The 25429-nt window shown below is 70.2% G+C and carries 24 protein-coding genes; 13 read left to right on the top strand and 11 right to left on the bottom strand.

Annotated elements, in window-relative coordinates; all coding sequences use genetic code 11:
- Window positions 1-36 precede the first annotated feature (36 nt).
- From ACFY1U_RS40405 to cimA, 4 genes are all read left to right on the top strand, one after another.
- Window positions 37-528, top strand: coding sequence for a hypothetical protein (locus ACFY1U_RS40405; protein ID WP_390699022.1), 492 nt, complete (start codon window positions 37-39; stop codon window positions 526-528).
- A 53-nt stretch (window positions 529-581) separates the two neighbouring features.
- A complete protein-coding gene (locus tag ACFY1U_RS40400; RefSeq protein WP_390699129.1) occupies window positions 582-1127 on the top strand; it encodes a TetR/AcrR family transcriptional regulator in 546 nt (181 codons plus the stop codon).
- 135 nt (window positions 1128-1262) lie between these two features.
- The gene (locus ACFY1U_RS40395) at window positions 1263-2552 is read left to right on the top strand and encodes a TolB family protein (protein WP_390699021.1); all 1290 of its coding nucleotides are present in this window, start codon (window positions 1263-1265) and stop codon (window positions 2550-2552) included.
- 318 nt (window positions 2553-2870) lie between these two features.
- Window positions 2871-4475, top strand: coding sequence for a citramalate synthase (cimA, locus tag ACFY1U_RS40390; RefSeq protein WP_390699020.1), 1605 nt, complete (start codon window positions 2871-2873; stop codon window positions 4473-4475).
- Window positions 4476-4492: 17 nt separating this feature from the next.
- On the opposite strand, the gene ACFY1U_RS40385 is transcribed toward cimA, so the two are convergent.
- The gene (locus ACFY1U_RS40385) at window positions 4493-4681 is read right to left on the bottom strand and encodes a DUF397 domain-containing protein (protein ID WP_390699019.1); all 189 of its coding nucleotides are present in this window, start codon (window positions 4679-4681) and stop codon (window positions 4493-4495) included.
- Complete coding sequence (locus ACFY1U_RS40380) at window positions 4678-5484, bottom strand: Scr1 family TA system antitoxin-like transcriptional regulator (RefSeq protein WP_390699018.1); 807 nt, start codon at window positions 5482-5484, stop codon at window positions 4678-4680. The genes ACFY1U_RS40385 and ACFY1U_RS40380 overlap by 4 nt, the downstream gene beginning before the upstream one ends.
- Window positions 5485-5596: 112 nt before the next feature.
- On the opposite strand from ACFY1U_RS40380, the gene ACFY1U_RS40375 reads away from it, so the two are divergent.
- The 3 genes from ACFY1U_RS40375 (at window position 5597) to ACFY1U_RS40365 (ending at window position 10516) form a co-directional block, all read left to right on the top strand.
- Window positions 5597-6010 carry an ATP-binding protein gene (locus ACFY1U_RS40375; protein ID WP_390699017.1) on the top strand — a complete coding sequence of 138 codons (414 nt, stop codon included), beginning with the start codon at window positions 5597-5599 and terminating at the stop codon, window positions 6008-6010.
- A gap of 74 nt (window positions 6011-6084) precedes the next feature.
- The gene (locus ACFY1U_RS40370; protein ID WP_390699016.1) at window positions 6085-9093 is read left to right on the top strand and encodes a carbohydrate binding domain-containing protein; all 3009 of its coding nucleotides are present in this window, start codon (window positions 6085-6087) and stop codon (window positions 9091-9093) included.
- A gap of 70 nt (window positions 9094-9163) precedes the next feature.
- Window positions 9164-10516 carry a hypothetical protein gene (locus ACFY1U_RS40365; RefSeq protein ID WP_390699015.1) on the top strand — a complete coding sequence of 451 codons (1353 nt, stop codon included), beginning with the start codon at window positions 9164-9166 and terminating at the stop codon, window positions 10514-10516.
- Between the two features lie 48 nt (window positions 10517-10564).
- Here the strand turns inward: ACFY1U_RS40365 and ACFY1U_RS40360 are convergent, their stop codons facing one another.
- A complete protein-coding gene (locus ACFY1U_RS40360) occupies window positions 10565-10987 on the bottom strand; it encodes a MarR family winged helix-turn-helix transcriptional regulator (RefSeq protein WP_390699014.1) in 423 nt (140 codons plus the stop codon).
- 72 nt (window positions 10988-11059) lie between these two features.
- Here ACFY1U_RS40360 and ACFY1U_RS40355 point away from each other — a divergent pair, with 72 nt between their 5' ends.
- Genes ACFY1U_RS40355 through ACFY1U_RS40345 form a run of 3 tightly spaced genes read left to right on the top strand, consistent with a single transcriptional unit; the run spans window position 11060 to window position 13435 of the window.
- Window positions 11060-12166, top strand: coding sequence for an FUSC family protein (locus ACFY1U_RS40355; RefSeq protein WP_390699013.1), 1107 nt, complete (start codon window positions 11060-11062; stop codon window positions 12164-12166).
- Window positions 12147-12695 (top strand): hypothetical protein, encoded by a 549-nt coding sequence (locus ACFY1U_RS40350; protein WP_390699012.1) that lies wholly within the window; start codon window positions 12147-12149, stop codon window positions 12693-12695. Before ACFY1U_RS40355 ends, ACFY1U_RS40350 begins: the two co-directional genes overlap by 20 nt.
- 56 nt (window positions 12696-12751) lie before the next feature.
- Complete coding sequence (locus ACFY1U_RS40345) at window positions 12752-13435, top strand: DUF899 family protein (RefSeq protein WP_390699011.1); 684 nt, start codon at window positions 12752-12754, stop codon at window positions 13433-13435.
- A 33-nt stretch (window positions 13436-13468) separates the two neighbouring features.
- Here ACFY1U_RS40345 and ACFY1U_RS40340 read toward each other — a convergent pair whose 3' ends face one another.
- Complete coding sequence (locus ACFY1U_RS40340; RefSeq protein ID WP_390699010.1) at window positions 13469-14023, bottom strand: YceI family protein; 555 nt, start codon at window positions 14021-14023, stop codon at window positions 13469-13471.
- 158 nt (window positions 14024-14181) lie between these two features.
- Between ACFY1U_RS40340 and ACFY1U_RS40335 the strand changes: the two genes are divergently transcribed.
- The 3 genes from ACFY1U_RS40335 to ACFY1U_RS40325 all read left to right on the top strand — a co-directional run bounded on the left by ACFY1U_RS40335 (window position 14182) and on the right by ACFY1U_RS40325 (window position 18481).
- Window positions 14182-16494, top strand: coding sequence for a polysaccharide lyase 8 family protein (locus tag ACFY1U_RS40335; protein WP_390699009.1), 2313 nt, complete (start codon window positions 14182-14184; stop codon window positions 16492-16494).
- A 154-nt stretch (window positions 16495-16648) separates the two neighbouring features.
- Entirely contained in the window at window positions 16649-18232 is a 1584-nt protein-coding gene (locus ACFY1U_RS40330) for an acyl-CoA carboxylase subunit beta (RefSeq protein WP_390699008.1), read from the top strand.
- A gap of 57 nt (window positions 18233-18289) precedes the next feature.
- Window positions 18290-18481, top strand: a complete 192-nt coding sequence (locus ACFY1U_RS40325) for an acyl-CoA carboxylase subunit epsilon (protein ID WP_390699007.1) — start codon at window positions 18290-18292, stop codon at window positions 18479-18481.
- 116 nt (window positions 18482-18597) lie between these two features.
- Here ACFY1U_RS40325 and ACFY1U_RS40320 read toward each other — a convergent pair whose 3' ends face one another.
- The 7 genes from ACFY1U_RS40320 to ACFY1U_RS40290 form a co-directional block, all read right to left on the bottom strand.
- On the bottom strand, window positions 18598-19179 hold the full coding sequence (locus ACFY1U_RS40320) for an ATP/GTP-binding protein (protein WP_026248371.1): 582 nt from the start codon (window positions 19177-19179) through the stop codon (window positions 18598-18600).
- Window positions 19160-19753 (bottom strand): DUF742 domain-containing protein, encoded by a 594-nt coding sequence (locus tag ACFY1U_RS40315; protein ID WP_390699006.1) that lies wholly within the window; start codon window positions 19751-19753, stop codon window positions 19160-19162. Before ACFY1U_RS40315 ends, ACFY1U_RS40320 begins: the two co-directional genes overlap by 20 nt.
- 98 nt (window positions 19754-19851) lie before the next feature.
- Window positions 19852-20265 (bottom strand): roadblock/LC7 domain-containing protein, encoded by a 414-nt coding sequence (locus tag ACFY1U_RS40310; protein ID WP_004983065.1) that lies wholly within the window; start codon window positions 20263-20265, stop codon window positions 19852-19854.
- 10 nt (window positions 20266-20275) lie between these two features.
- Complete coding sequence (locus ACFY1U_RS40305) at window positions 20276-23563, bottom strand: nitrate- and nitrite sensing domain-containing protein (RefSeq protein WP_390699005.1); 3288 nt, start codon at window positions 23561-23563, stop codon at window positions 20276-20278.
- A 387-nt stretch (window positions 23564-23950) separates the two neighbouring features.
- A complete protein-coding gene (locus ACFY1U_RS40300) occupies window positions 23951-24526 on the bottom strand; it encodes an ATP/GTP-binding protein (RefSeq protein ID WP_115905688.1) in 576 nt (191 codons plus the stop codon).
- Window positions 24507-24902 (bottom strand): DUF742 domain-containing protein, encoded by a 396-nt coding sequence (locus tag ACFY1U_RS40295; protein ID WP_030943001.1) that lies wholly within the window; start codon window positions 24900-24902, stop codon window positions 24507-24509. The genes ACFY1U_RS40300 and ACFY1U_RS40295 overlap by 20 nt, the downstream gene beginning before the upstream one ends.
- Window positions 24903-25011: 109 nt before the next feature.
- Window positions 25012-25425 carry a roadblock/LC7 domain-containing protein gene (locus ACFY1U_RS40290; protein WP_003973453.1) on the bottom strand — a complete coding sequence of 138 codons (414 nt, stop codon included), beginning with the start codon at window positions 25423-25425 and terminating at the stop codon, window positions 25012-25014.
- Between the last annotated feature and the right edge of the window lie 4 nt (window positions 25426-25429).

Raw genomic sequence — 25429 nt, 5'->3', positions numbered from 1 at the left:
GGCCCGCGGGGCAGGACCGTCAGGTAGAACGTACGGGTGAACGTGCTGATCTGCGCCGCCTGCGGAAGCCGGCTGACCGAGCCCGTCCGGCAACTGGACGAGATGCCCGAGTACCCCGGCTGGGACGGGCTCCCGGGCCCCGACGGCAGGCGGCACGGCCCGCCGAGCGTCCCCCGCGGGACCTACGTCGTCGACCCGCTGCCCTTCGGGGCGCCGTTCGTACCGGCCGACCCCGCGCAGGAGTACGACGGGGTGGTGCCCGGCGGCAAGTGGATGTCCGACGAGCGGGGCGCCCTGGTCTCCGCCGGGCCGCGCGGCACGTATGTCCTGCACCCGGACGACGTCCTGGGCATCGCGCCCCACTCCGACTACCGGCGCCTCATCGGCTGCTGCGGTCCGACCGGGGAGGACGGGGTCAACCACGTCTGCGGGTGCGGGGCCGAGGTGGCCATCGTGGCCGCCGACTGCTGCAGCCGCTACGAGACACGGCTCGTCCCGGATGCCGTGCGCGTGGAGGCGGCCCCGTGACCACCCGCCGACGCACCCCCGCCCCGCCCCGCGAGGACGTCCTGGCGGCCGCGATGGAGATGATCGCCGAGCGCGGTCTGGAGAAGCTCACCATGGCGGCGCTCGGTCGCGAGGTCGGGATGAGCAGCGGGCACCTCCTCTACTACTTCCGCACCAAGGACGAGCTGCTGCTGCAGGCCCTGGAGTGGAGCGAGGGCCGGCTGGGCGCCGCGCGGGGACGGCTGCTGGCGCGCGGCGGCACGGCCCGCGAGCGGCTCGACGCCTACGTCGACCTGTATGTCCCCGACGGCCACCGCGACCCGCACTGGACCCTCTGGCTCGAGGTCTGGAACCGTTCGCAGAACGCCGACGAGGACGCCCGCGACCGGCAGGCCGCCATCGAGGGCGTCTGGCACCGCGACCTGGTGGCGCTGATCGCGGAGGGGGTGTCGCGCGGGGAGTTCCGCCGCGTCGACCCCGAGCGTTACGCGACCCGGCTGCGGGCCCTGCTGGACGGCTTCTCCATTCATGTGGCGATCGGGCTGCGCGGGACGGACCGGACGCAAGTTCTCGGCCACGTACGGGAGTTCCTGGACGAGAGCCTGCTCGCGGACGTCTGAGCCTGTGCCCCGGTTGTACTCAATTCGGGGGATTGACGCTGTGCCGTGTGGTGCGTTTGCCTCGAAAGGAGCCCTTGGCGCTGGGCCGGGGACAAGCGTCACACGGGGAACACAACGGGGAACACAGGGGGAATCGTGCTCAGAGTCATGCGGGGGATGTCCGTCGCGGTGGTCGCGGGAGCCATGGTCGCGTTGACGGCGACCTCCTCGTCCGGGGCAGCGGCTGCCAGGCCCGCGACCGAGCGGGTCACGCTGTCGGCGACGGGGGAGCAGGCCGACGCGAACGCGTACGGACCGCAGTTCAGCGCGGACGGCCGGTTCGCTCTCTTCACGGCGTACGCCTCCAATCTGGTGCCCGGCGACACCAACCGCAGCGCGGACGTCTTCGTGCGCGACCTGCGCAAGGGGACGGTCGAGCGGGTCGATGTCGCCTCGGACGGCGCCCAGGCGGCCGGCGGCGATTCGGAGGCGCGGGCCATCAGCGCCGACGGCCGGTACGTGCTGTTCAGCTCCAACGCCAGAAACCTGGTCCACTGGGACCACCCGCCCACGAACGAGGCGGCCCAGGACATCTATCTGCACGACCGCCGCACCGGCCGCACCGAGCGGATCAGCGTCGCCCTCGACGGGGGCTCCGCCTTCACCGGCAACGCCACGATGACACCGAACGCCCGCTACATCGCCTTCAACGCCAAGGCCGACCGGATGGAGACCAACCCCCGCGACCTCTTCGGGATCGTCTACCTCCTCGACCGCCGTACCGGAACCGTGGAGCGGATCAGCAACCGGGACCGCCCGGACAACCCCTCCCTGCTGCAGGGCCTGAGCGACAACGGCCGCTATGTGGCGTACACCCAGCTGGTGCCGCGCAGCTCCTACGGCCGCACCTGGGTGCACGACCGCCGCACCGGCACCGAGGAACAGGTCAACGTCAAGCCGGACGGCACCCCTGCCCAGCGGTACGCGCTGCCCGCCTCGCTCTCCGCGGACGGCCGCACCATCGCCTTCTCCTACTGGGGCGACGAGGAACTGGTCCCGGGCGAGGACCCCGGCACCGGCTCCACGGTCTACGTCCGCGACCTGCGCCAGGACGTCACCCGCCGGGTCAAGGCCGGCCCCGCGGGCGAGGACGGGATCAGCGAGCCCGTGCTCAGCCCGGACGGCCGCTACGTGACCTATCAGGCGCAGCCGCGGCCGGCCGGCGGCCGCCTCGGGCCCGACAACGTCTACCTCCGCGACCTGCGCACCGGCTCCACCCGGCTGGTCAGCGAGTCCGTCGCGGGCGGACCAGTCACGGACGCGTCCGTCGCCGTCTACGCGGTGAGCGCGGGCGCCCACCGCATCGGCCTCGGCAGCGAGTCGAGCCAACTCGTCGCGGGCGACACCAACGGCTTCTACGACGGCTTCGTACGACGCCTGCCGTGATCAGCACAGTGCTCGCATCCTGAGACGGACAGTGAACACGGGGGCGGGTTGTGCCAGACTGCCCCCGTGCTCTCGTTCGCCATGATTATTGGCAGCAGGCGCGCCGGTCCGCAGTGACCGCCACGTACGACCAGGTACGGGTGGACACCGTCGTCCTCGACCCGCGCGCAGACCTCTCGCACCCGCGAGAGGTTTTTCGCTTTTCTGGCCCACCTTCAGCCGGGAGCAAAGCGCGAGGGATCATTGGGGACGGTGGAGCCGGTCATTCCGGTAACGACCGTGATCCGACGGGATCCAACAGCAGGAGCCTTGAACACCATGACCGCAACCAGCGAGCTCGACGATTCGTTCCACGTCTTCGACACCACCTTGCGCGACGGCGCGCAGCGCGAGGGAATCAACCTCACCGTCGCGGACAAGCTGGCCATCGCACGGCACCTGGACGACTTCGGCGTGGGCTTCATCGAGGGCGGCTGGCCCGGCGCCAACCCGCGGGACACCGAGTTCTTCGCCCGTGCCCGGCAGGAGATCGACTTCCGGCACGCCCAGCTCGTCGCCTTCGGTGCCACCCGCCGCGCGGGCGCCAAGGCGAGCGAGGACCCGCAGGTCAAGGCGCTCCTGGACTCGGGCGCCGAGGTGATCACCCTGGTCGCGAAGTCCCACGACCGGCATGTGGAACTGGCGCTGCGCACCACGCTGGACGAGAACCTGGAGATGGTCCGCGACACGGTGTCGTACCTGCGTGAGCAGGGCCGCCGGGTCTTCGTCGACTGCGAGCACTTCTTCGACGGCTACCGCGCCAACCCCGAGTACGCGAAGGCCGTCGTACGGGCCGCGTCGGAGGCCGGCGCGTCCGTCGTCATCCTCTGTGACACCAACGGCGGCATGCTGCCCGCCCAGGTCCAGGCCGTCGTCTCCACCGTCCTCGCCGACACCGGCGCCCGGCTCGGCATCCACGCCCAGGACGACACCGGCTGCGCGGTCGCCAACACCCTCGCCGCCGTCGACGCGGGCGCCACCCACGTCCAGTGCACGGCCAACGGCTACGGCGAGCGCGTCGGCAACGCCAACCTCTTCCCGGTCGTCGCCGCCCTGGAACTCAAGTACGGCAAGCAGGTCCTGCCCGAGGGCGCGCTGCGCGAGATGACCCGGATCTCGCACGCCATCGCCGAGGTCGTGAACCTCACCCCCTCCACGCACCAGCCGTACGTCGGTGTCTCGGCCTTCGCCCACAAGGCCGGACTGCACGCCTCCGCGATCAAGGTCGACCCGGACCTGTACCAGCACATCGACCCCGAGCGCGTCGGCAACACCATGCGGATGCTCGTGTCCGACATGGCGGGCCGTGCCTCGATCGAGCTCAAGGGCAAGGAGCTCGGCGTCGACCTCGGCGGCGACCGCGAGCTGGTCGGCCGGGTCGTCGAGCGGGTCAAGGAGCGCGAGCTCAAGGGCTACACCTATGAGGCGGCCGACGCGAGCTTCGAACTGCTCCTGCGCGCCGAGGTCCAGGGCAAGCCCCTGCGCTACTTCGAGGTCGAGTCCTGGCGTGCCATCGTCGAGGACCGCCCCGACGGCACCCACGCCAACGAGGCCACCGTCAAGCTCTACGCCAAGGGCGAGCGCATCGTCGCCACCGCCGAGGGCAACGGCCCGGTCAACGCCCTCGACCGCGCCCTGCGCGTGGCGCTGGAGAAGATCTACCCCCAGCTGGCCAAGCTCGACCTCGTCGACTACAAGGTCCGCATCCTGGAGGGCGTCCACGGCACCCAGTCCACGACCCGGGTCCTCATCTCGACGTCCGACGGCTCCGGCGAGTGGTCCACGGTCGGTGTCGCGGAGAACGTGATCGCCGCATCCTGGCAGGCACTTGAGGACGCCTACACGTACGGACTGCTGCGGGCCGGAGTCGAGCCCGCGGAGTAGGCCGGCCGGTCAGACGGCTACACGTCCCCGTCCCGCCGAGCGAGCCCGACGAAGGCGCCCCAAGCGCCGGGCGCCACGGTGAGGACGGGGCCGGTGTTCTTGGAGTCGCGGATGTGAACGGCGGTGGGTTGCGTGGCGACCTCGATGCAGTCGCCGCCCTCGTTGCTGCTGTAGCTGGACTTGAACCAGTGAAGTGCGGTGCTCATCGGTCTCCTAGCAACTCATGCAAGTAGCGCACGCTCTCGTCGGGAGAGAGGGCCTGTGACCGCAGCATTCCATACTTGTGGTGATAGTCCCTGACCTCGTCGGGATCGTCTACCAGGAAACTGGCCCGCTGCACTTCCAGATAGACAAGGCGCTGGTTGTCGGGGGTCTCCAGCAGCCTCATCGGCCCCGCGAGACCGGCGTGGGGCATCCGGTCCATGGGCATGATCTGGAAGCTCATGTGCACCGGCTCGGTGTACTCCAGGATCCGGCGGAACTGATCCCGCATCACCTCCAGACCACCGACCTGTCGCCGCAGGATGCTCTCCTCCAACACGAAGTGACCCACAGGCGGCTGTTCCCGCTGCCAGACCAACTGCCGTTCCATGCGGGCGGCGACCCACTGTTCGGCCGTTTCGCTGCCGAGCGCCGGATAGCGGGAGTCGAAGGTGGCGCGACAGTATTCCCGGGTCTGCAGGAGCCCCGGGACCAACTGCGTCTCGTACGACAGGAAGCTCACTGCCTCTTGCTCGTGATCCACCAACGACTGCGCGAACTGCACCACCTTCTCGCGCACCGGCATTCGTGCCACAAGGAGCGCCAACGCCCCCTTGGTCTCCAGCAGTTCGTCGAACTGTTCCGCACGGTCCGGCTGGAGAGCCAGCCTCCCTTGCTCGATCGACCCCACCGTGTCGACGTGAATGCTCGCCATCTCGGCGAACTGCTCCTGAGTCAGACGGTTTTCCCTCCGGAAGTGCGCCACCAGCGCACCCACCGCCTGCCACGCACTGACCTTCTTCGACATGGCCAACCACTTCCCCCGTACGCACCGGAATTCCTCGTAGTGAGCTCGTAGTAATCAGGACTACGACCTCACTCACTGCCCAACCATAGTGACTCCCTGTGACAGTCGCCCCATGAACACCCATCCCCAACTCCTCCACGCCCGCACCGCCCTCTACCCCCGCGACCGCAGGTCAGTAGCCGTGGCCAGAGATCTCACCCGCATCACCCTCGCCGACTGGGGTCTCACCCGGCGCAGCGACGACGTACTGCTCTGCGTGAGCGAACTCGCCACCAACGCCCTGCTGCACGGCGTCCCGCCGGGCCGCTGCTTCCGGCTCGATCTGGGGCTCGACACCACCGGCGTACTCCGTGTCGAGGTCCAGGACAGCGGCCCCGGCGAGATCCGCACCCCGGACGTCACGCCGGAGTCGGAGCGCGGTCGCGGGCTGCTGCTGGTCGCCGCGCTGTCCGACGACTGGGGCGTGCGGGGGCGGGAGCCCGGCAAGGTGGTCTGGTGTGAGTTCCGGGACTGTCGGCCGTCTTGACGGCTTCCTGCGCCACTCGTTAACTCACGAGGTGAACTAAGTCGTTTGTGGGACAAGAGAGTTGAGGGAACGCCATGCGAAGAGCCGCCCTGCTCGTCTCCACCGCCTTGCTCACCGCCCTGTTACCCCTCGCCGTCGCTCGGGCGGTCGACGATCCACCCCCGGTCCCCGTCGACCGCTTCGAGGGCGAGGTCCCCTTCGCCTCCCAGCCCGCGGAGGGCATCTTCACCTGGGGCGGCGACAGCGACGACCCGCCCGCGCTGCAGCTGACCGCCAGATCCGACGCCCCCGAGGGCGGAAAAGTACTCACCGGCACCTACGACATCAGCGGCTACGGCGGCTTCACCCACGACTTCGCCGCGAACGAACCCGCCCACGACTGGTCCGCCCACAAGGGCATCCGCTTCTGGTGGGACGGCCAGGACAACAACAAGAAGATCGCCTTCGAGATCAAGGACGGCGGCGCGAACGGCGAGGCCTCCGAACTCTGGACGACCTCCTTCACCGACGACTTCACCGGCTGGAAACAGGTCGAGATCCCCTTCACCGACTTCGTCTACCGCACCGACTACCAGCCGGTCGGCGGCATCGACCACGTCCTCGGGCTGACCCGGATGTGGGGCTACTCCGTCACCCTCCCGGTCGGCGTCAAGGGCCGATTCGCCATGGACGACGTCGAGTTGTACGGCAAGGCGGACCAGTCCCTGCGCGCCTCCGTCACCACGGACGCCGCCGTGTACCCGGTGAAGGAGGGCGGTACGGCCACGGTCCGGGTCACCCTCGCCACCACCGGCTCCGCCCCCGTCGCGGACCCGGTGACCGTCACGTACGAGACCACGGGCGGCACCGCGGACCCCGGCAAGGACTACACACCGGTCACCGGAAACCTCACCTTCCCCGCCGGTACGGCCTCCGGAGCGACGCGGACCATCCACGTACCGACCCTGCGCGACAAGTCCGCCGAGTCCGCGAAGACGATCCCGCTCAAGCTCACGGTCGCCGGCGCCAAGCCTCCCGCCGAGTCCCCTCAGGTCGTCATCGACGCGCACGGACTGCCGTACCTGGACGGCAAGTTGCCGGTCAGGAAGCGGGTCGCCGACCTCGTCTCCCGTATGTCCCTCGCGGAGAAGGCGGGTCAGATGACCCAGGCCGAGCGCGGGGCCGTCGGGGACGGCGGCGACATCGCGACGTACGCCCTCGGCTCGCTCCTGTCCGGCGGCGGCTCCACACCCACGCCCAACACGCCCGAGGCCTGGGCGAAGATGATCGACGGGTTCCAGCTCCGGGCGCAGGCGACCCGCTTCCAGATCCCGCTGATCTACGGAGTCGACGCCGTCCACGGCCACAACAACCTGGTCGGCGCCACGATCATGCCGCACAACATCGGCATCGGGGCGACCCGCGATCCCCACCTCGCGGAGAAGACGGGCGCGGTGACCGCGTCCGAGGTCCGCGCCACCGGCGTCCCCTGGGACTTCGCCCCCTGCCTCTGCGTCTCCCGCGACGAGCGCTGGGGCCGCTCCTACGAGTCATTCGGCGAGGACCCGGCCCTCGTCGAGTCCATGGAGACGATCATCCAAGGGCTCCAAGGCCGTCCGGACGGGCGGGACTTGAAGGACAACGACAAGGTCCTCGCCACCGCCAAGCACTTCGTCGGCGACGGCGGAACCGAGTACGGCTCGTCCACGACCGGCACGTACACCATCGACCAGGGCGTCACCAAGGTCACCCGGCAGCAGCTGGAGGCCGTCCACCTGGCGCCGTACCGGACCGCCGTCGACCGTGGCATCGGTACGGTCATGCCCTCGTACTCCTCGCTCGACATCCTCGGCGACGGACAGGGCCCGGTGAAGATGCACGCCCGCGCCGACATGATCAACGGCGTGCTCAAGGGCCGAATGGGCTTCGACGGCTTCGTGATCAGCGACTGGAACGCCATCGACCAGCTCCCCGGCGACTACTCCTCCCACGTGCGCACATCCGTCAACGCCGGCGTCGACATGATGATGGTGCCGTACTCGTACAAGGACTTCACCGCGCAGCTCGTCGCCGAGGTGCGGGCCGGCCGCATCAGCGAGCGGCGGATCGACGACGCCGTCTCGCGCATCCTCACGCAGAAGTTCCGGCTGGGGCTCTTCGAGAAGCCGTACGCCGACACGAGCGGCGCCGCGGCGATCGGTTCCACCGCGCACCGGGCCGTCGCGAGGCAGGCGGCCGCCGAGTCGCAGGTCCTGCTGAAGAACGCGAACGGCGTGCTGCCCCTGAAGAAGAACCAGAAGGTCTACGTCGCCGGGTCCAACGCCGACGACCTCGGCAACCAGACCGGTGGCTGGACCGTCACCTGGCAGGGCGCGTCCGGCACCCACACCCAGGGCACGACGATCCTGGCCGGGATGCGCAAGGACGGAGACGTCACCTACTCCAAGGACGCCTCCGCGCCCACGGCCGGCTACGACGTCGGCGTGGTCGTCGTCGGCGAGACCCCGTACGCCGAGGGTGTCGGTGACGTCGGCAACGGACACGATCTGCAGCTCTCCGCCGCCGACCGGGCCGCCGTGGACAAGGTGTGCGCGGCCATGAAGTGCGTGGTGCTGATCGTCTCCGGGCGTCCCCAGCTGATCGGTGACCGGCTCGGCGAGATCGACGGCCTGGTCGCCTCCTGGCTGCCGGGCACGGAGGGCGACGGGGTGGCCGACGTGCTGTACGGCAAGCGCCCCTTCACCGGGCAACTGCCGGTCACCTGGCCCAAGTCCGAGGCGCAGCTGCCGATCAACGTCGGCGACCCGGCGTACGACCCGCAGTTCCCCTACGGCTGGGGTCTGACGACCCTGACCAAGGTGCCGGAGGGAGGCGCGGTGACCCTGAAGGCGCTCGCCGTCGCTGCCGACGCCGCCGAGAAGAAGGGTGCGGACGAGATCGGCCGGGCGCTCGTCACCAAGGCCCGGCTGATCGTCCAGCAGAAGGCGGGCGCGGTCATCACGGAGGCGGTGGCGAAACCCTTCGCCGACGCGGACCACCTCTCGCTCACCGGGCGGTACGGGGCAGCCGTGGAGAAGCTGATCACGGCCTACCGGGCCACCTGAGGAGGACGTCATCCGCCTCTTTCACCTGAACGGATGACCAGTTTTGGGAGGCTTCGGGTAGCTTCGAACCATGAAGGCCGTCGTACGGACCCGAAGCCTCCCGGGGCTGCTCCTGGCCCTGCTGCTCGCCGCCCTGACCGTACTGTCGGCGGGCTCCCCGCCGGCCTCCGCCGACACGAGCGTCTCGACGATCGCCGAGGCCCTGCGCAAGGGCCCGGTCTACGTCGATCCGGCGGCGAGCGCCCAGCTGTCGTCCGCCGACGCGCAAGCCCTCGCGAAACAGATCAAGGACGCCGACAAGCCGCTCTTCGTCGCGGTCCTCCCCGCCGGTTACCCCACGAGGGACCTCTTCCGGAACCTGCGCACCGCGACCGGCATCACGGGCCTGTACGCGATCCGTCTCGGTGACCGCTTCGACGCGAGGGCCGACTCCTCCGTCCTGCCGCGCACGGCCGTACAGAACCTCGTCAGCAGCGTCCAGGGCGACAAGGCCGCCAGGACCCAGCTGACCGACTTCACGAACAGCGCCGTCACCAACATGGGCGGCTCCGCCCCGTCGAGCTGGGGCTCCTCCTCCGGCGGCGGGGTGTCGTCCACCGCGCTGGTCACCGCGGGCGCGGTGCTGGTGGCGGGCGGCGCGGGCGCCTACACGCTGGTACGGCGGAGCCGGCGCCGCAGGGCCGCGGAGCAGCAGGCGGCGCTGGACCGGCTGCGGGTCGTGGTCGACGAGGACATCACGGCCTTCGGCGAGGAACTGGACCGCCTCGACTTCCACCCGGCGGAGGCGGGCGCCGACGACGCCATGCGGGCCGACTACGAACGGGCGCTGGACGCCTACGAGCAGGCCAAGTCGGCCATGGCCGAGGCCCGTAGACCCGAGGACGTGCGCGCCGTCACCCAGGCCCTGGAGGACGGCCGCTTCTCGCTGGCCCTGCTCGCCGCCCGCCGCGAGGGCCGCCCGCTGCCCGAACGCCGGCCGCCCTGCTTCTTCGACCCCCGCCACGGCCCGTCCGTCGCCGACGCCGACTGGACGCCCCCGGGCGGCGCCCCGCGCCAGGTCCCCGTCTGCGCGGCCGACGCCACCCGCCTCGCCGACGGCCGCGACCCCGTCGTCCGCGAGGTCGACACCGACCAGGGCCGCCGCCCCTACTGGGACGCGGGCCCGGCCTACGGCCCCTGGGCGGGCGGCTATTTCGGCGGGGGCCTGCTGCCCGGCCTGCTCGTCGGCACCCTGCTGGGCAGCATGATGGCGACCCCGTCGTACGCGGCCGACTACGGCACCGGATACGGGGACTTCGGCGGCGGATACGAGGGCGGCGACACCTCCGGCGCGGACTTCGACCCGGGTGACTTCGGGGGCGGCTTCGGCGACGGCGGGGGAGGGGACTTCGGGGGCGGCGGGGACTTCGGCGGAGGGTTCTGAGGCAACTCCCCGCGCCAGGGCGGTTCAGGCCTCCCGCGCCAGGGCGGTTCAGGCCTCGTCCGCCAGCCGCTCCATCAGCGCCGCCGCCAGCTCCAGCAGGCCCCGCTCCGTCGGGCTCAGCGACGCCAGGGCACCGGACAGCCAGGCGTCCCGCTCGGCCATGTCCCGCTCCAGCGCCCGCCGGCCCGCCTCGGTCAGGGACAGCACGGACTGCCGCCGGTCGACCGTGCCCGGCTCCCGCGCGATCAGCCCCTCCGCCTGCAGCTCCGCGAAGACCCGGGTCAGCGACTGCGGCCGCTGCCGCTCGGCCGCCGCGACCTCGCCGGGGGTGGCCGCTCCGTGCCGGTGCAGGTGGCCGAGCACCAACAACTGGTTGGCGCTGAGACTCCCGTCGCCGCGCTCCTGCCGCAGCCGACGGTTGAGACGCATGACGCCACGGCGGACACGGGCGGCTTCGGAGGGATGGTCCATGACCGAGATCGTACGCGATTGCTTACTAACTTAAGACTCCTCGAGGCGGTAGATGCCCGTAACATCAGGTGAGTGACCGCAAAACTGATACGCAATGCGTACGAAGCGGCTTTGACGATGACCGCGATGCTGCTCTGCTGGGCCGCCGCCCTCGTGCTGGAGGGCGCCGCCGGGCTGCACACCGACGTGCTCGTCCTCGCGGTGGCCCTGTCGCTCACCCTGTCCTCGACCCAGCGCACCGCGGACACCCGGCGTCGGCTCACCGCGCTGGTGGTACTGCCCGTGACGGCCGGTGCGTCGATCTTCCTCGGCCGGCTGATCGCCGCCCACTACGTGATCGGCGCCGCCGTCTTCACGGCGGGCATCTCGCTGGCCATCTGGATCCGCCGCTACGGCCCGGCCGCCACGAAGGCCGGCACCCTGCTGACCCTCCCGCTCATCGCCCTCCTGGTGGTCCCGGGTCCCGCACTGCCGCCCGAGGCGCAGAGCGGGCTGGTGACCTGGTTCTGGGCGGCGCTGATCGGGGCGCTGGCGTGCTGCTCGGTCTGGCTGGTGCAGGGGCTGGGGGACCGCTACGGGCCCTGGCGCGCCGAGCCGGTCCCCGAGCAGCCGCCGCGCCGCTCCCGCCTCCATCCCCGCCCGAGCACACGCATGGCCCTGCAGATGGCGGCCGGAGTCGCCATCGCCTTCGCCCTCGGCCGCCTGCTCTTCGACGGCCACTGGCCCTGGGTGGTCCTCACCGCGTATGTCGCGGCGAGCGGCAACCGCGGCCGGAACGACGTGCTGCGCAAGGGGGCCGAGCGCCTCGCCGGGGCCTGCGTCGGCACGCTGCTGGCGACGGGCGTCGCGACGGCCGGCGTCACCGGCCATGCCTCCGTGGCCCTGATGTTCGCCGTCCTCGCGGTCGCGCTGTGGCTGCGCCCGCTCAGCTACGCCTACTGGGCGGCCGGCATGACCTGCGCCCTCTCCCTCCTCCTCGGCTACTTCGGCCAGAACGCCCAGCACCTGCTGCCGACCCGACTGGAGGGCATCGCCGTCGGCGCGGTGCTCTCGGTGGCGTCGGCGTGGTGGCTGCTGCCGGTGCCGCGCAGGCGGGCGACGGCGGCACAGATTGCTCCGACCGATGTCCAACGGCCGGACGCGACCCTACCCTTGGGAAATGGTGACCCCGCCCGATGAGGGCGAACGGGACGTCGTCGAGGGCTTCGGCGACGATCGGCCGCTGCTCGGTGAGCGATGGCGGGCGTTGTCGCGCAGGGTCCGGGTGACGGTCGTCGGGTCGGTCTGCGCGGCCCTGCTGGGCGTGCTTCTCGGATACGTCGTCGCCACCCGCCCGCCGCCCGACCCGGTCGCCGCCACCAGTGTCCGGATCACCGCGGTGGAGAGGCCGCAGCGCTACACCCTGGACCTCGGCATCACCCTCAGTGTGGCCGCAGCCTCTCCCGTCACCCTCACGGGAACGAGGCAGGGCTACGACGGCTTCCTGCAGACCCTGCCGGTATCCGGCGCCGCGCTCCTGCCCGGTCAGGTCCGCATCCTGCACACCCGCCTGAACGTCTACTGCCAGCTGCCCCTGCCACAGCAGGGAACCCCCCTGCTGTTCGTGACCGTGCGCAACGCCCGCCGCGAGGGCCGGGCACCGGTCGTACCCACCGCGGCGCAGCTCGCCGGCATCGACCGCGCGGTGCAGCAGATCTGCCGGCGGTGACCGCCGCCCTACAGTGGAAGAACCGGCACGGGGGGACCCCACCCCAGGAGGACGCGATGTTGCGGCACACACGACTGGCCGGGGAGACCGCGGAGTACCTCGCCGCCCGCGAAGAGCTGCGCCTGGCCGAGATCGAGCTCATGCGCCGCCGGGAGGCGGTCGCCGCTCAGCGGCGCGCGCTTCCGCCGGGGCCGCCCGTCGACGACTACACCTTCCTCGAAGGCCCCGCCGACCTCGACGCCGGCGACACCCCGGTGCGCGAGGTGAGGCTGAGCGAGCTGTTCAGCGCCCCCGAACGCCCGCTGATCGTCTACCAGTTCATGTACGGCAAGAAGCAGACCGACCCCTGCCCGATGTGCACCCTGTGGATCGACGGCTTCAGCGGCGTCGCCCACCACGTCACCTGCAACGCCGACTTCGTCGTCGCGGCCGCCGCCGACCCGCCCGTCCTGCGGCAGCACGCCCGCAACCGCGGCTGGCACGGGCTGCGCCTGCTGAGCTGCGGCGACAGCACGTTCAAGTACGACACCGGCAGCGAGGACGAGAACGGCGAACAGGACTCCACCGTCTCGGTGTTCACCCGGGACGAGGACGGCACGGTCCGCCACTTCTACTCCACGCACCCCCGCATGGCCGACGACATCAAGGAACGGGGCATCGACCTCCTGGCCCCGGTCTGGCACCTCCTGGACCTGACGCCGCGGGGGCGCGGCGACTGGTACCCGAGCATCGAGTACTGACCCCGCGCCCCGGCTCCGCTTCAGGCGCCGGAATCAGGCGCTCTTGATCGCCGAGATGTCGAAGTTCAGCTTGATCTTGTCGGAGACCAGCACCCCGCCCGTCTCCAGCGCCGCGTTCCACGTCAGCCCCCACTCGGAGCGCAGGATCTCGGCCTTGCCCTCGAAGCCCACGCGCTCGTTGCCGAAGGGGTCCTTCGCGGCGCCGTTGAACTCGAGGTCGATGGTGAGCGGCTTGGTGGTGCCGAGGATGGTGAGGTCACCGGTGATGCGGTAGTCATCACCGCCGAGGGCCTCCGCCGAGGTCGAGCGGAAGGTCATCGTCGGGAACTCGTCGATCTTGAAGAAGTCCGCGCTCTTCAGGTGACCGTCACGGTCGGCCGAGCCCGTGTCGATGCTCTCCATCTTGACGTCGATGGAGGCCGACGACGCGGACGGGTTGCCGCCGTCCAGGTGAAGTGACCCGCTGAAGTCGAGGAACTTGCCCTTGACGTTGGTGACCATGGCGTGGCGGACGGTGAAGCCGATGGTGGAGTGGGCCGTGTCGATCGCGTAGTCGCCGGTCAGTGCGGTCAGGTCGGGGTTCGTCATGGCTGTGCTCCCTGGGTGAGTATGTTGAACGTTGAACTACTCAACGAGAACGACCGTAGACCTATTCCCTTCGGGTTTCAACGTCATCACCAAAGTGTTGGCGTGGTTACGCTGAGGTGGTAGATGCCCATGGCATGACCACCCATCGCAGGGGCTCCATGAGACCCACCCGCAGAGCCGTCTTACTCGCGGCGGCCCTCCTGGCCACGGCCGCACCGCCCGCCCGCGCCGCCGCCCCCGACCCCTACGACGCCCTCCGCCGCCGCTGGCTCGACCTCGCCCTCGGCACGGGCTACGACCCCACGGTGGAGCCATACGCCTCCCGGCTCGCCGAAACCGGCGAACTCGCCCGCGCCGCCCAGGCCACCATGGCCCCCACCCCCACCTCCCTGTGGCCCGGCTACCCCTACGACCCGCCCTCCGGCATCACCCAGAGCTACGGCCGCCTGTGGACGATGACCCAGGCCTACGTCCAGCAGGGCACCGGCTCGACCGGCGACCCCGCCCTCCTCGCGGCCGTCCTGTGCGGCCTCGACCACCTCTCCGCGACGATCTACAACCCCTCCACCACCCGCTACGGCAACTGGTGGGAATGGCAGATCGGCAGCCCCCGCCTGCTGATGGACATCACGGCCGTCCTCTACGACGACCTCACCGAGGGCCGGCGGGCAGCGGCCTGCGCCGCCGTGGACCACTTCATCCCCGACGCGATGCTCACCGACTACTCCGGCACCTCCACCGGCGCCAACCGCGTCGACCTGTGCCGCTCGGTCGCCCTGCGCGGCATCCTCGGCCACGCGGACGCCAAGCTCGCCCTCGCCCGCGACGCCCTCTCCCCGGTCTTCCCGTACGTCACGAAGGGGGACGGGCTGTACGCGGACGGCTCGTTCATCCAGCACACCTGGGTCGCGTACTCGGGGACGTACGGACAGGTCATGCTCGACGGTCTCGGCCGCCTCTTCACGCTCCTGGCCGGGTCCGCCTGGGAGGTGACCGACCCCAACCGGCAGATCGTCCTCGACAGCGTCGAGCATGCCTACGCGCCCCTGATCCACGACGGGTTGGTGATGGACGCCGTCAACGGCCGCGCGATCAGCCGGGGTTTGCTCAAGAGCGACGACCGTCAGGTCATGCGCAGCGACCACTTCCACGGGCAGGGCATCATCGCGGCAGTCGCCCTGCTGGCCGGCGGGGCGAGCGCGGCGGAGCGGGACCGCTGGTACGCGTACATCAAGGGCTGGATCGAACGGGACACCGTGACACCGATCCTGACGGCGCGCCAGTTCGACGTCGCCGACCTGGCCCGGCTGCGCGCGGTCGCCGACGCGCCGGTCCCGGCCGCCCCCGAACCCGCCGGCCACCACCTCTTCCCGGCGATGGACCGCGCCGTGCACCGCGGCCCGGGCTTCACGGCGAGCATCGCCATGTGCAGCGACCGCATCGCGTACTACGAGTGCGGCAACGGCGAGAACCCGCGCGGCTGGCACACGGGCGCCGGAATGCTCTACTGGTGGCCGAAAGGGCCCAGTGGCCGGTCCGATCAGTACACAGACTGGTTCTGGCCGACCGTCGACTGGTACCGCCTCCCCGGCACCACCGTCTCCACCCTTCCGCTGGCCGACAAGGCGGGCGGCGAGTGGGGCGCGCCCAAGCCGGACGTGCGCTGGGTCGGCGGCACGACGGACGGCGAGTACGCGGCCGTCGGCCAGCACCTCAAGGGCCTCGGCTCGACGCTTCAGGCCCGCAAGTCGTGGTTCTGCGTCACGGACGCGGTGATCTGCCTCGGCGCGGGCATCACCTGCACCGACGGCGTCCCGGTCGAGACCGTCGTGGACAACCGCAACCTGGGCGAGGGCGGGACGCAGGAGTTCGTACGGGGGAGGGACTGGGCCCATCTGGAGGGCCACGGCGGCTGGGTCGTCCCCGGCGACGGGCTGCACACCCTCCGCGAGGACCGCACCGGCGCCTGGTCGGACATCAACGCCACCAGCACCACCCAGCGGGCCACCCGCCGCTGGCAGACCCTCTGGCTCGACCACGGCACGGACCCGACCGGCGCCACCTACGTCTACCTGCTCATGCCCGGAGCCTCCCGCCGGGCCGTCGCCTCCCGCGCCGCCGACCGCCACTGGCTGTCGCTCCTCGCCAACGACAGCACCTGCCAGGCCGTCCACATCCCCTCCCTCGGCCTGAAGGCCGCCAACTTCTGGGCGCCTGGCACGGCGGGCCCGCTGACCGCCTCCGCGGCCGCGAGCGTCCTCGTACGCCGTCACCGCCGTACCGCTACCCTCTGTGTGAGCGAGCCCCCTCGAACGGGTGAGCCGTTCGAGATCGCCTGGGACCACCCGGTGCGCGGGGTGGTGCGGGCCGACGACACCGTGGAAGTCCTCCGTACCGGCCGCCGTACGACGCTCCGGATTACCCCAGGCGTGTCATGTGCGACTCATCGATGTGAGCTGGCTCTCAGCTGACGGCTTTGTGTGACCCCTACAAGCCACACGCCCTCTGAGCAGTCGGAAGGCCTGCATGCCGCCCGGGTTCTGTTCAGTGGCACCAGGAAAACGGGCCGGAGACTGTACGGAGTCGACGGCTCGCTTTCTTGGGTGGGCTTCGTAAGGTCACTACATGACCGTTTTGGATGAGGCGCCGGGTGAGCCGACGGACGCGCGCGGGCGAGTGGCCGAACTGCACGAGATCCGTGCGCAGGCACTGGCCGGCCCGAGCGAGAAGGCGACCGAGGCGCAGCACGCCAAGGGCAAGCTGACCGGCCGGGAGCGCATCGAGCTGCTCCTGGACCCGGGCTCCTTCCAGGAGGTCGAGCAGCTGCGCCGGCACCGCGCGGTCGGCTTCGGCCTGGAAGCGAAGAAGCCCTACACGGACGGTGTGATCACCGGCTGGGGCACGGTGGAGGGCCGCACGGTCTTCGTCTACGCCCATGACTTCCGCATCTTCGGCGGCGCGCTGGGCGAGGCCCACGCCACCAAGATCCACAAGATCATGGACATGGCCATCGCGGCCGGTGCCCCCCTGGTCTCCCTCAACGACGGCGCCGGCGCCCGCATCCAGGAGGGCGTCTCGGCGCTGGCCGGCTACGGCGGCATCTTCCAACGCAACACCAAGGCCAGCGGCGTCATCCCGCAGATCTCGGTCATGCTCGGCCCCTGCGCCGGCGGCGCGGCCTACAGCCCCGCCCTCACCGACTTCGTGTTCATGGTCCGCGAGACCTCGCAGATGTTCATCACCGGCCCGGACGTGGTCAAGGCCGTGACGGGCGAGGAGATCACCCAGAACGGCCTGGGCGGCGCGGACGTGCACGCCGAGACGAGCGGTGTGTGCCACTTCGCCTACGACGACGAAGAGACCTGCATCGCCGAGGTCCGCTACCTGCTCTCCCTCCTGCCGCAGAACAACCGGGAGAACCCGCCGCGGGTGGAGTCCACGGACGCGGCGGACCGCCGCAGCGACGTGCTGCTCGACCTGGTCCCGGCGGACGGCAACCGGCCCTACGACATGGCCAAGGTGATCGAGGAGATCGTCGACGACGGCGACTACCTCGAGGTCCACGAGCGCTGGGCCCGCAACATCATCTGCGCGCTGGGCCGCCTGGACGGCCAGGTGGTGGGCATCGTCGCCAACCAGCCGCAGACCCTCGCCGGCGTCCTGGACATCGAGGCCTCGGAAAAAGCTGCGCGCTTTGTCCAGATGTGTGACGCTTTTAACATCCCGATCGTCACCTTCCTGGACGTCCCGGGGTTCCTCCCCGGTGTCGACCAGGAGCACGGCGGAATCATCCGCCACGGCGCGAAGCTCCTCTACGCCTACTGCAACGCGACCGTGCCGAGGATTTCGCTGATCCTGCGCAAGGCGTACGGAGGTGCGTACATCGTCATGGACAGCCAGTCCATCGGTGCCGACCTCACCTATGCCTGGCCGACGAACGAGATCGCCGTGATGGGCGCCGAAGGGGCCGCCAACGTCATCTTCCGGCGACAGATCGCAGAGGCCGAGGACCCCGAGGCCATGCGGGCCCGCATGGTCAAGGAGTACAAGTCCGAGCTCATGCACCCGTACTACGCGGCCGAACGCGGCCTGGTCGACGACGTCATCGACCCGACCGAGACCCGCGAGATCCTCATCCGCTCCCTGGCGATGCTGCAGACCAAGCACGCCGACCTGCCCTCCCGCAAGCACGGCAACCCCCCGCAGTAACCCAGCGGACCCTCCGCGACACCCTCGCGGAAACCTCTCTCACGGAGACTGAGACCTATGAGCACCCCTGACATTCGTGTCGAGAAGGGCCACGCCGAGCCCGAGGAAGTCGCCGCCATCACGGCCGTCCTCCTGGCCCGCGCCGCGGCCGCCCCCTCCGAGGCCCAGCCCCACCACCCCCGCCCCAAGGCCGGCTGGCGCCGCCTGGAGCGCGAGGGCGGCTTCCGCGCCCCGCACAGCTGGCACTAGTCGTTTCACGGCCACAGAAGGGCCCCTCCCGGCCGGGAGGGGCCCTTCTGTGATCTCTCTTGCCGGAGACAGCAAACAGGCCCCCTCCGAGGAGGGGGCCCACTTGCAGGGGGGTGCTAGCGCAGTCGTGCCATGAGAGCGTGCTCGACCAGGGTGATCAGCGCGCTCTTGGCGTCGGCCCGGTGCCGGGCATCGGTGGTGATGATCGGGGTGTCCGGACCGATCTGGAGGGCTTCACGGACCTCGTCCGGGTTGTACGGCTGGTTGCCGTCGAAGCCGTTCAGGGCGATCACGAAGGGCAGACCGCTGTTCTCGAAGTAGTCGACCGCGGGGAAGCAGTCGGCGAGACGGCGGGTGTCGACCAGGACGATCGCGCCGATGGCGCCCCGCACCAGGTCGTCCCACATGAACCAGAACCGGTCCTGACCGGGGGTGCCGAACAGGTACAGGATCAGGTCCTGGTCCAGGGTGATACGGCCGAAGTCCATGGCCACCGTGGTGGTGGTCTTGTCCCCGGTGTGGGTGAGGTCGTCGATGCCCGCCGACGCGGACGTCATGACGGCCTCGGTACGCAGCGGGTTGATCTCCGAGACGGCCCCGACGAACGTGGTCTTGCCCACGCCGAAGCCACCCGCCACCACGATCTTCGCCGAGGTGGTGGAGCGGGAAGGACCGCCGCTAGAGCTTGCGAAGTCCACTGAGCACCCTTTCGAGCAGTGTCACGTCTGGCTGGCCGCCGGCGTTCTCGTCGCCGCCGGGCTGATGGATGGCGACCAGTCCCGCCTCCGCCAAGTCGGCGACGAGGATCCTGGCCACGCCGAGAGGGATCGTCAGGAGGGCGGAGATTTCCGCCACCGACTTGATCTCGCGGCAGAGGTTGCAGATCCGCTGATGCTCGGGCAGCTGGCCCTGCATCTGGTGCGGCTGCGCGGTGGTGTGCACCAGCGCCTCGATGGCGAGCTGGTAGCGCGGGCGGGTCCGGCCGCCGGTCATGGCGTACGGACGCACCAAGGGGTTGTTCGACGACCCTGCGGGCGCCGGCTCGGGAGCGCGTCGCTGCGGCTGCACGGGCTGGATGCGCGGCGCCGGCGGCTGGTCGTACGGCGAAGGGCCGGGGCCCTGCGGGCCCTGGGGCGCATACGGGTTCTGACGCCGCTGGCTCGGGGTGGAGGGGAAGTTGTAGCGGTTCGGGTTCTGGGGACCGCCGCCCTGACCCTGGGCAGGGCCGTACGACCAGTTGCCCGAATTCGAACCGCCTGGGGGTGTTGCCACTCTCTTCTCCTCCTCCGAACGTGCCGGGCACCCAATCCCTGTGGAGCCGCGTCCCGAAACCTTACGGCCCCGGGACACCAAAACGCACCGTCTGACTGTCAGTTGAGCAGGCTGCCCTGGAGCTCCGCACGGAGATCCGGTGTCAGGACCGTACCGGCACGGTCGACCAGAAGAGCCATCTCGTACCCGATGAGACCGATGTCCGCCTCGGGGTGGGCCAGCACCGCGAGCGAGGAACCGTCGGAGATGGACATGATGAACAGGAATCCCCGCTCCATCTCCACAACGGTCTGGTTCACGCTGCCGCCCTCGAAGATGCGCGAGGCACCTGCGGTCAGCGAGGTCAGACCGGAGGCGACGGCCGCGAGCTGATCGGCGCGGTCGCGCGGAAACCCTTCGGACATCGCCAGAAGGAGTCCGTCGGCGGAGACCACCACCGTGTGGGACACCCCCGGGGTGTTGTCCACGAAGTTGGTGATCAACCAGTTCAGGTTCTGTGCCGCCTGGCTCATCGGGCTCACACTAACGCTCCTGGTTGTAGGTGCTGTCAGAACCGAAGCCCTGACCGTTCGTTTCACTGCCTGCGCCGGCGTTGCGTCCGCGCTGGACGCCCCGGCGCAGGTTGCTCAGCCTGCCCCGGACGTCCTCCGGGGCGCGGGAGACCTGTGGGCCGCCCTGGGGGGTGGTCTCGGCGGCTCCCTCGACCAGGTTGGCCTTGGGCACCCGCCGCGGCAGGCCGGAGGAGGTGACCCCGCCCGCCTTGGGCTTCCGGAGCTGCGAGGCCTGCTGCCAGCGCTCGTCGTTCGCCGAACGCCAGTCGCCGGTGCCATTGCCGTTGCTCTCCGGCTTGGGGGCCGACGCCTCCTGGCTCACGTGCCGCGTGCCGTTCGAACCGCTCGTGCCGTTCGCACCTCCCGCGAAGGATCCGCGGCGGGGCAGTCCGGCGTCGGTCAGCGCGTGGGCGGCGGGAGAGGCCGGTCCCGGACGGTCGAAGCCTACGCGGTCACGCTCGCTCACGTCATCGGCCTGCGCAGATTCCGTTTCCGGAGCGTAATCAGACGAGTAACCGCTCTGGTAGGTGTCCTGCTGCGGCCAGTCGTCCTGCTGGCGCCGCTCCTGGAAGGCCGGGAAGGACTCCGGGGCGGAGGCGCGCTCCTCGCGGACCGGTTCCGCATACGAGGGCTCGGGGTAGCCGCCGTTCGACGAGAAGGTGTCGTTCTGCGGGAGACCGCCGTTCGGCGCGTAGTACGGCTCGTCGTACGACGGGCGCTGAGCCGGCTCGTCATACGCGGGGCGCTGCTGCTCCTCGTACGGAGTCTGCTGCGGCTCGTCGTAGGCCGGGCGCGGGTCGTAGCCGCCGGGCTGCTGCTCGGGGAAGCCGCCGAGGCCGCTGTCGTAGGACGGCTGGTCGAACGCGTCGGCGTACGGGGTCTCGGGGGACTCCTGGGCCGGCTGGTCCTGCGCCTGGGCCTCCAGGGCCGCACGGCGCTCCTCGCGCATCAGCGAGCGGCCGACGGGGTCCAGCTCGCGTATGTCGTCCGGGATCTCGGAGTAGCGGCTGTCGTCGAAGCCGAGTTCCGCGGCCGTGCGCATCGGCAGGCCGTTGTTGAAGTCCTCACCCTGGTAGCTCTGCTCCGGGATGATCTGCGAGACCGTGAACTCGTCGCGCGGCTGCTGCTCGCCGCCACCGCCGTGGGTGATCGCGTCCGGCAGCATGACCAGCGAGGTGGTGCCGGCCTGCTCGCCGGAGGGGCGCAGCTGCACGCGGATGCCGTGCCGGTCGGACAGCCGGCCGACCACGAACAGGCCCATGCGCTGGGATATCGCGGCGTCGACGGTGGGCGGGTTCGCGAGCTTGTGGTTGATGTCCGCGAAGTCCTCGGCGGTGAGGCCGATGCCCTTGTCGTGGATCTCGATCATGATGCGGCCGTCGGGCAGCCGGGTCGCGGTGACGCGGACCTTGGTCTGCGGGGAGGAGAATGTGGTGGCGTTCTCCAGCAGCTCGGCGAGCAGGTGCACGAGGTCGGTGACCGCGCGGCCGTGGATCTCGGCCTCCGGGACGCCCGACAGCTCGATGCGCTCGTACTGCTCCACCTCGGAGGAGGCGGCGCGCACCACGTCGATGAGCGGGACCGGCTGGTCCCAGCGGCGGCCGGGCTCCTCGCCGGCGAGGACCAGGAGGTTCTCGCCGTTGCGGCGCATACGGGTCGCGAGGTGGTCCAGGCGGAAGAGGTTCTCCAGCTGGTCCGGGTCGGCCTCGTTGTTCTCCAGGTCGGTGATCAGGGTCAGCTGGCCCTCGATCAGCGACTGGTTGCGGCGCGAGAGGTTGGTGAAGATCGCGTTGATGTTGCCCCGCAGCAGGGCCTGCTCGGCGGCGAGCCGGACCGCCTCGCGGTGGACCTGGTCGAAGGCGCGGGCGACCTCGCCGATCTCGTCGCGGGTGTTGATCGGGATGGGCTGCACGCGGGTGTCCACGCGGCCCGGGTCGGTGCGCGAGAGCTGGTCGACCAGCATCGGCAGCCGCTGCTCGGCGATGCCGAAGGCGGCGTTGCGCAGCTGGCGCATCGAGCGGGACATCTGGCGGGCCACGGCACCGGCCAGGATGAACGCCAGGAGCAGGGCGACGACGACGGCGGCACCCGTGATGAGGGCGTCACGCTTGGCGTTGTCGGCGATGTTCGAGGCCTCGTTCACGGCCTTGTCGGCCATGTCCGCCTGGATCTGGCGGTAGACGTTGTACCGGAGGGTGTTGACCGCCCACCAGTTCTCGGCGGTGATGCCCTGCTGGGCGAGCACGGCGCGCGCGCTGGTGTCGGTGCTCTGCAGCGACGACAGGGCCGTGACCATGGCGGTCGGGTCGGCCGGCGGTGGCACGTACGCCTGGTTGTTGGCGGCCGCCTGCGCGGCGGCCTGCTTGGCCTGGGACACGCCCTCGGCCTTGGCCTTCGCCTCCAGGTCGACGAGCTTCTGCGCGTCCGCCTCGGTGCCGCCCGCCTTGTACTCCTCGATGGCGATGCCTTCGAGGTAGGCGTAGGAGGAGAGGGCGATGCGCTGCTTGGCGAAGTCGTCCTTCTTGGGGCCGGGCGCGATCAGCAGATGCATGCCGATCGACCGCTCCAGGGACAGGGCGGCCTGGGTGAGCGAGATGGCGTAGACGGTCCGGCCGTAGCTGGTGATGTTGCCCGTGCCCAGGCCCAGCTCGTTGGCGAACTCCATCAGGGGGTGGGCGATGCCGACGTAGCCCTCCTCGGTCCCCACACCGTGGACCCTGGAGGAGTACGCGGTCGCGCGCAGGGTGGCCAGCTGCGGCTCGGCCTGGCGGAACAGCTTGAGGCGGCGCAGCAGGCCGGACTTCTGCGGCATGTGCTGCGCCGCCGCGTCGAAGGCGTCGGCCGCCTCGTCGGTGACCTTGCGGGCCGCGTCGACCGTCGCCTTGTCCTTGGCGGTCGCGCTCTTGCCCTTGAGCAGCGGTGCCGCGGTGATGTCGCGCTCGTTGTTCACCGCGTTGGCATAGGTCAGGGAGGCCCGCACCAGCCGTGCGGTGTTCTCCGCGTCCTGCGCCTCCTGCCAGGTGTCGATCGAGCTCTTCACCTGGAAGCCGCCCATGACGAGCCCGACCGTCACGGGTATGAGCAGGATCGCGTTCAGCCGGGTCGGCACCCGCCAGTTGCGGGGGGAGAACCGGCCACCGCTCGGAGCGGGTACGGCCGTCGGTTCCGAACCGGGCACAGGGGCGGGCGCCGCTCCGCGCGGCGGCGGGGTGAAGTTGCCCCGGGCCGACGGCTCGGGACCGTTCTTGCTTCGCCTCACTCGACCAACAACCTCTCGGCGGCGGGCACCAACGTTGTGCCGCAGTGTCTCAGAGCCCAGTACGCCATTGAGTACGCAGTACTACCGAGTACGTCTTTGACTATTGGGCAGTTCAGGCATTCCAGCACGACGACCTGCGCTCTTCCAAACAGTGGAAAGCAAGGATTCCGTGTGATGTAAGCCCCAGATAAAACGGTCATAAAGAGCGAGCCCCGTCAAAAGACGGGGCTGATGTGAGCGCAGCGAGACCGTTTGGCAACGACGCGTGGCCGTGCCACCCGATTCCTCTGCCGAAACGTTATGAACATCGGGGCCGACCGTGTCAAAGGCCACAGCCGGCTCCGATGCGTCTACGACAACTGCCGTACGGCATGGCTGATTTGGGTGTTACCGCAGCCGTGCCATGAGAGCGTGCTCGACCAGCGTGATCAGCGCACTCTTGGCATCCGCGCGGTGGCGGGCGTCCGTCGTGATGATCGGGGTGTCAGGCCCGATCTGCAGCGCCTCGCGCACCTCCTCGGGAGCATACGGCTGGTGCCCGTCGAAGCCGTTCAGCGCGACGACGAAGGGCAGGCCGCTGTTCTCGAAGTAGTCGACCGCGGGGAAGCAGTCCGCCAGGCGCCGGGTGTCCACGAGCACCACCGCGCCGATCGCACCGCGTACCAGGTCGTCCCACATGAACCAGAACCGGTCCTGACCGGGCGTACCGAAGAGGTACAGGATCAGGTCCTGGTCCAGGGTGATGCGGCCGAAGTCCATGGCCACCGTGGTGGTGGTCTTGTCCCCGGTGTGGGTGAGGTCGTCGATGCCCGCCGACGCGGAGGTCATGACGGCCTCGGTGCGCAGCGGGTTGATCTCCGAGACGGCGCCGACGAACGTGGTCTTGCCCACGCCGAAGCCGCCCGCCACCACGATCTTGGCGGAAGTGGTGGCACGACTCGGTTCAGAGCTTGCGAAGTCCACTGAGCACCCTTTCGAGCAGGGTCACGTCCGGCGCACCGGTCGTCTCGTCGCCACCAGGCTGGTGGATGGCGACGAGCCCGGCCTCGGCCAGGTCCGCGACAAGGATCCGGGCCACGCCCAGCGGCATGGACAAGAGCGCCGACACCTCCGCCACCGACTTCACCTCACGGCACAGGTGGCAGATGCGCTGGTGCTCCGGGAGCAGCCCCATGAGTGCTGCCGGGTCGGCCGTGGTGCTGATCAGCGCCTCGATGGCGAGCTGATAGCGCGGCCGCGTCCGGCCACCGGTCATCGCGTACGGACGTACCAGTGGCTGGTCGCCCTCGTCCTCGTACGGCTCCGCGTACGGATCATGAGAGGCGGTGGGCGGGGTCATGAATCCTCCGGGCGGGACAGCAAGTCGGTCGGGCTGGCCGTCTTATTGGCCGTGGGGGGATTGTGGCGGCCGGACGGTGATGTGGTGACGGGGGTGGATCCTGAGCGGATCAGTGGAGCAGACTGCCCTGTAGCTCGGCGCGCAGATCCGGCGTGAGGACCGCACCTGCCCGGTCGACGAGCAGCGCCATCTCGTAGCCCACCAGGCCGATGTCGCACTCGGGGTGCGCGAGCACGGCCAGGGACGAGCCGTCCGAGACGGACATCAGGAAGAGGAAACCCCGCTCCATCTCGACGACGGTCTGCGCCACGTTGCCGCCCTCGAAGATCCGGGAGGCCCCGGCCGTCAGCGAGGTCAGCCCGGACGCGACGGCCGCGAGCTGATCGGCGCGGTCGCGGGGGAAGCCTTCCGACATCGCCAGAAGGAGACCGTCGGCGGACACGACGACGGTGTGGGACACACCCGGGGTGTTGTCCACGAAGTTGGTGATCAACCAGTTGAGGTTCTGTGCCGCCTGGCTCATCTGG

Origin of the sequence: Streptomyces sp. NPDC001351 (genome assembly GCF_042896045.1) — a bacterium.
Taxonomy (GTDB): domain Bacteria; phylum Actinomycetota; class Actinomycetes; order Streptomycetales; family Streptomycetaceae; genus Streptomyces.
The sequence above is the reverse complement of the archived record's forward strand: the minus strand, read 5'-3'. Positions and strand labels throughout refer to the sequence as shown.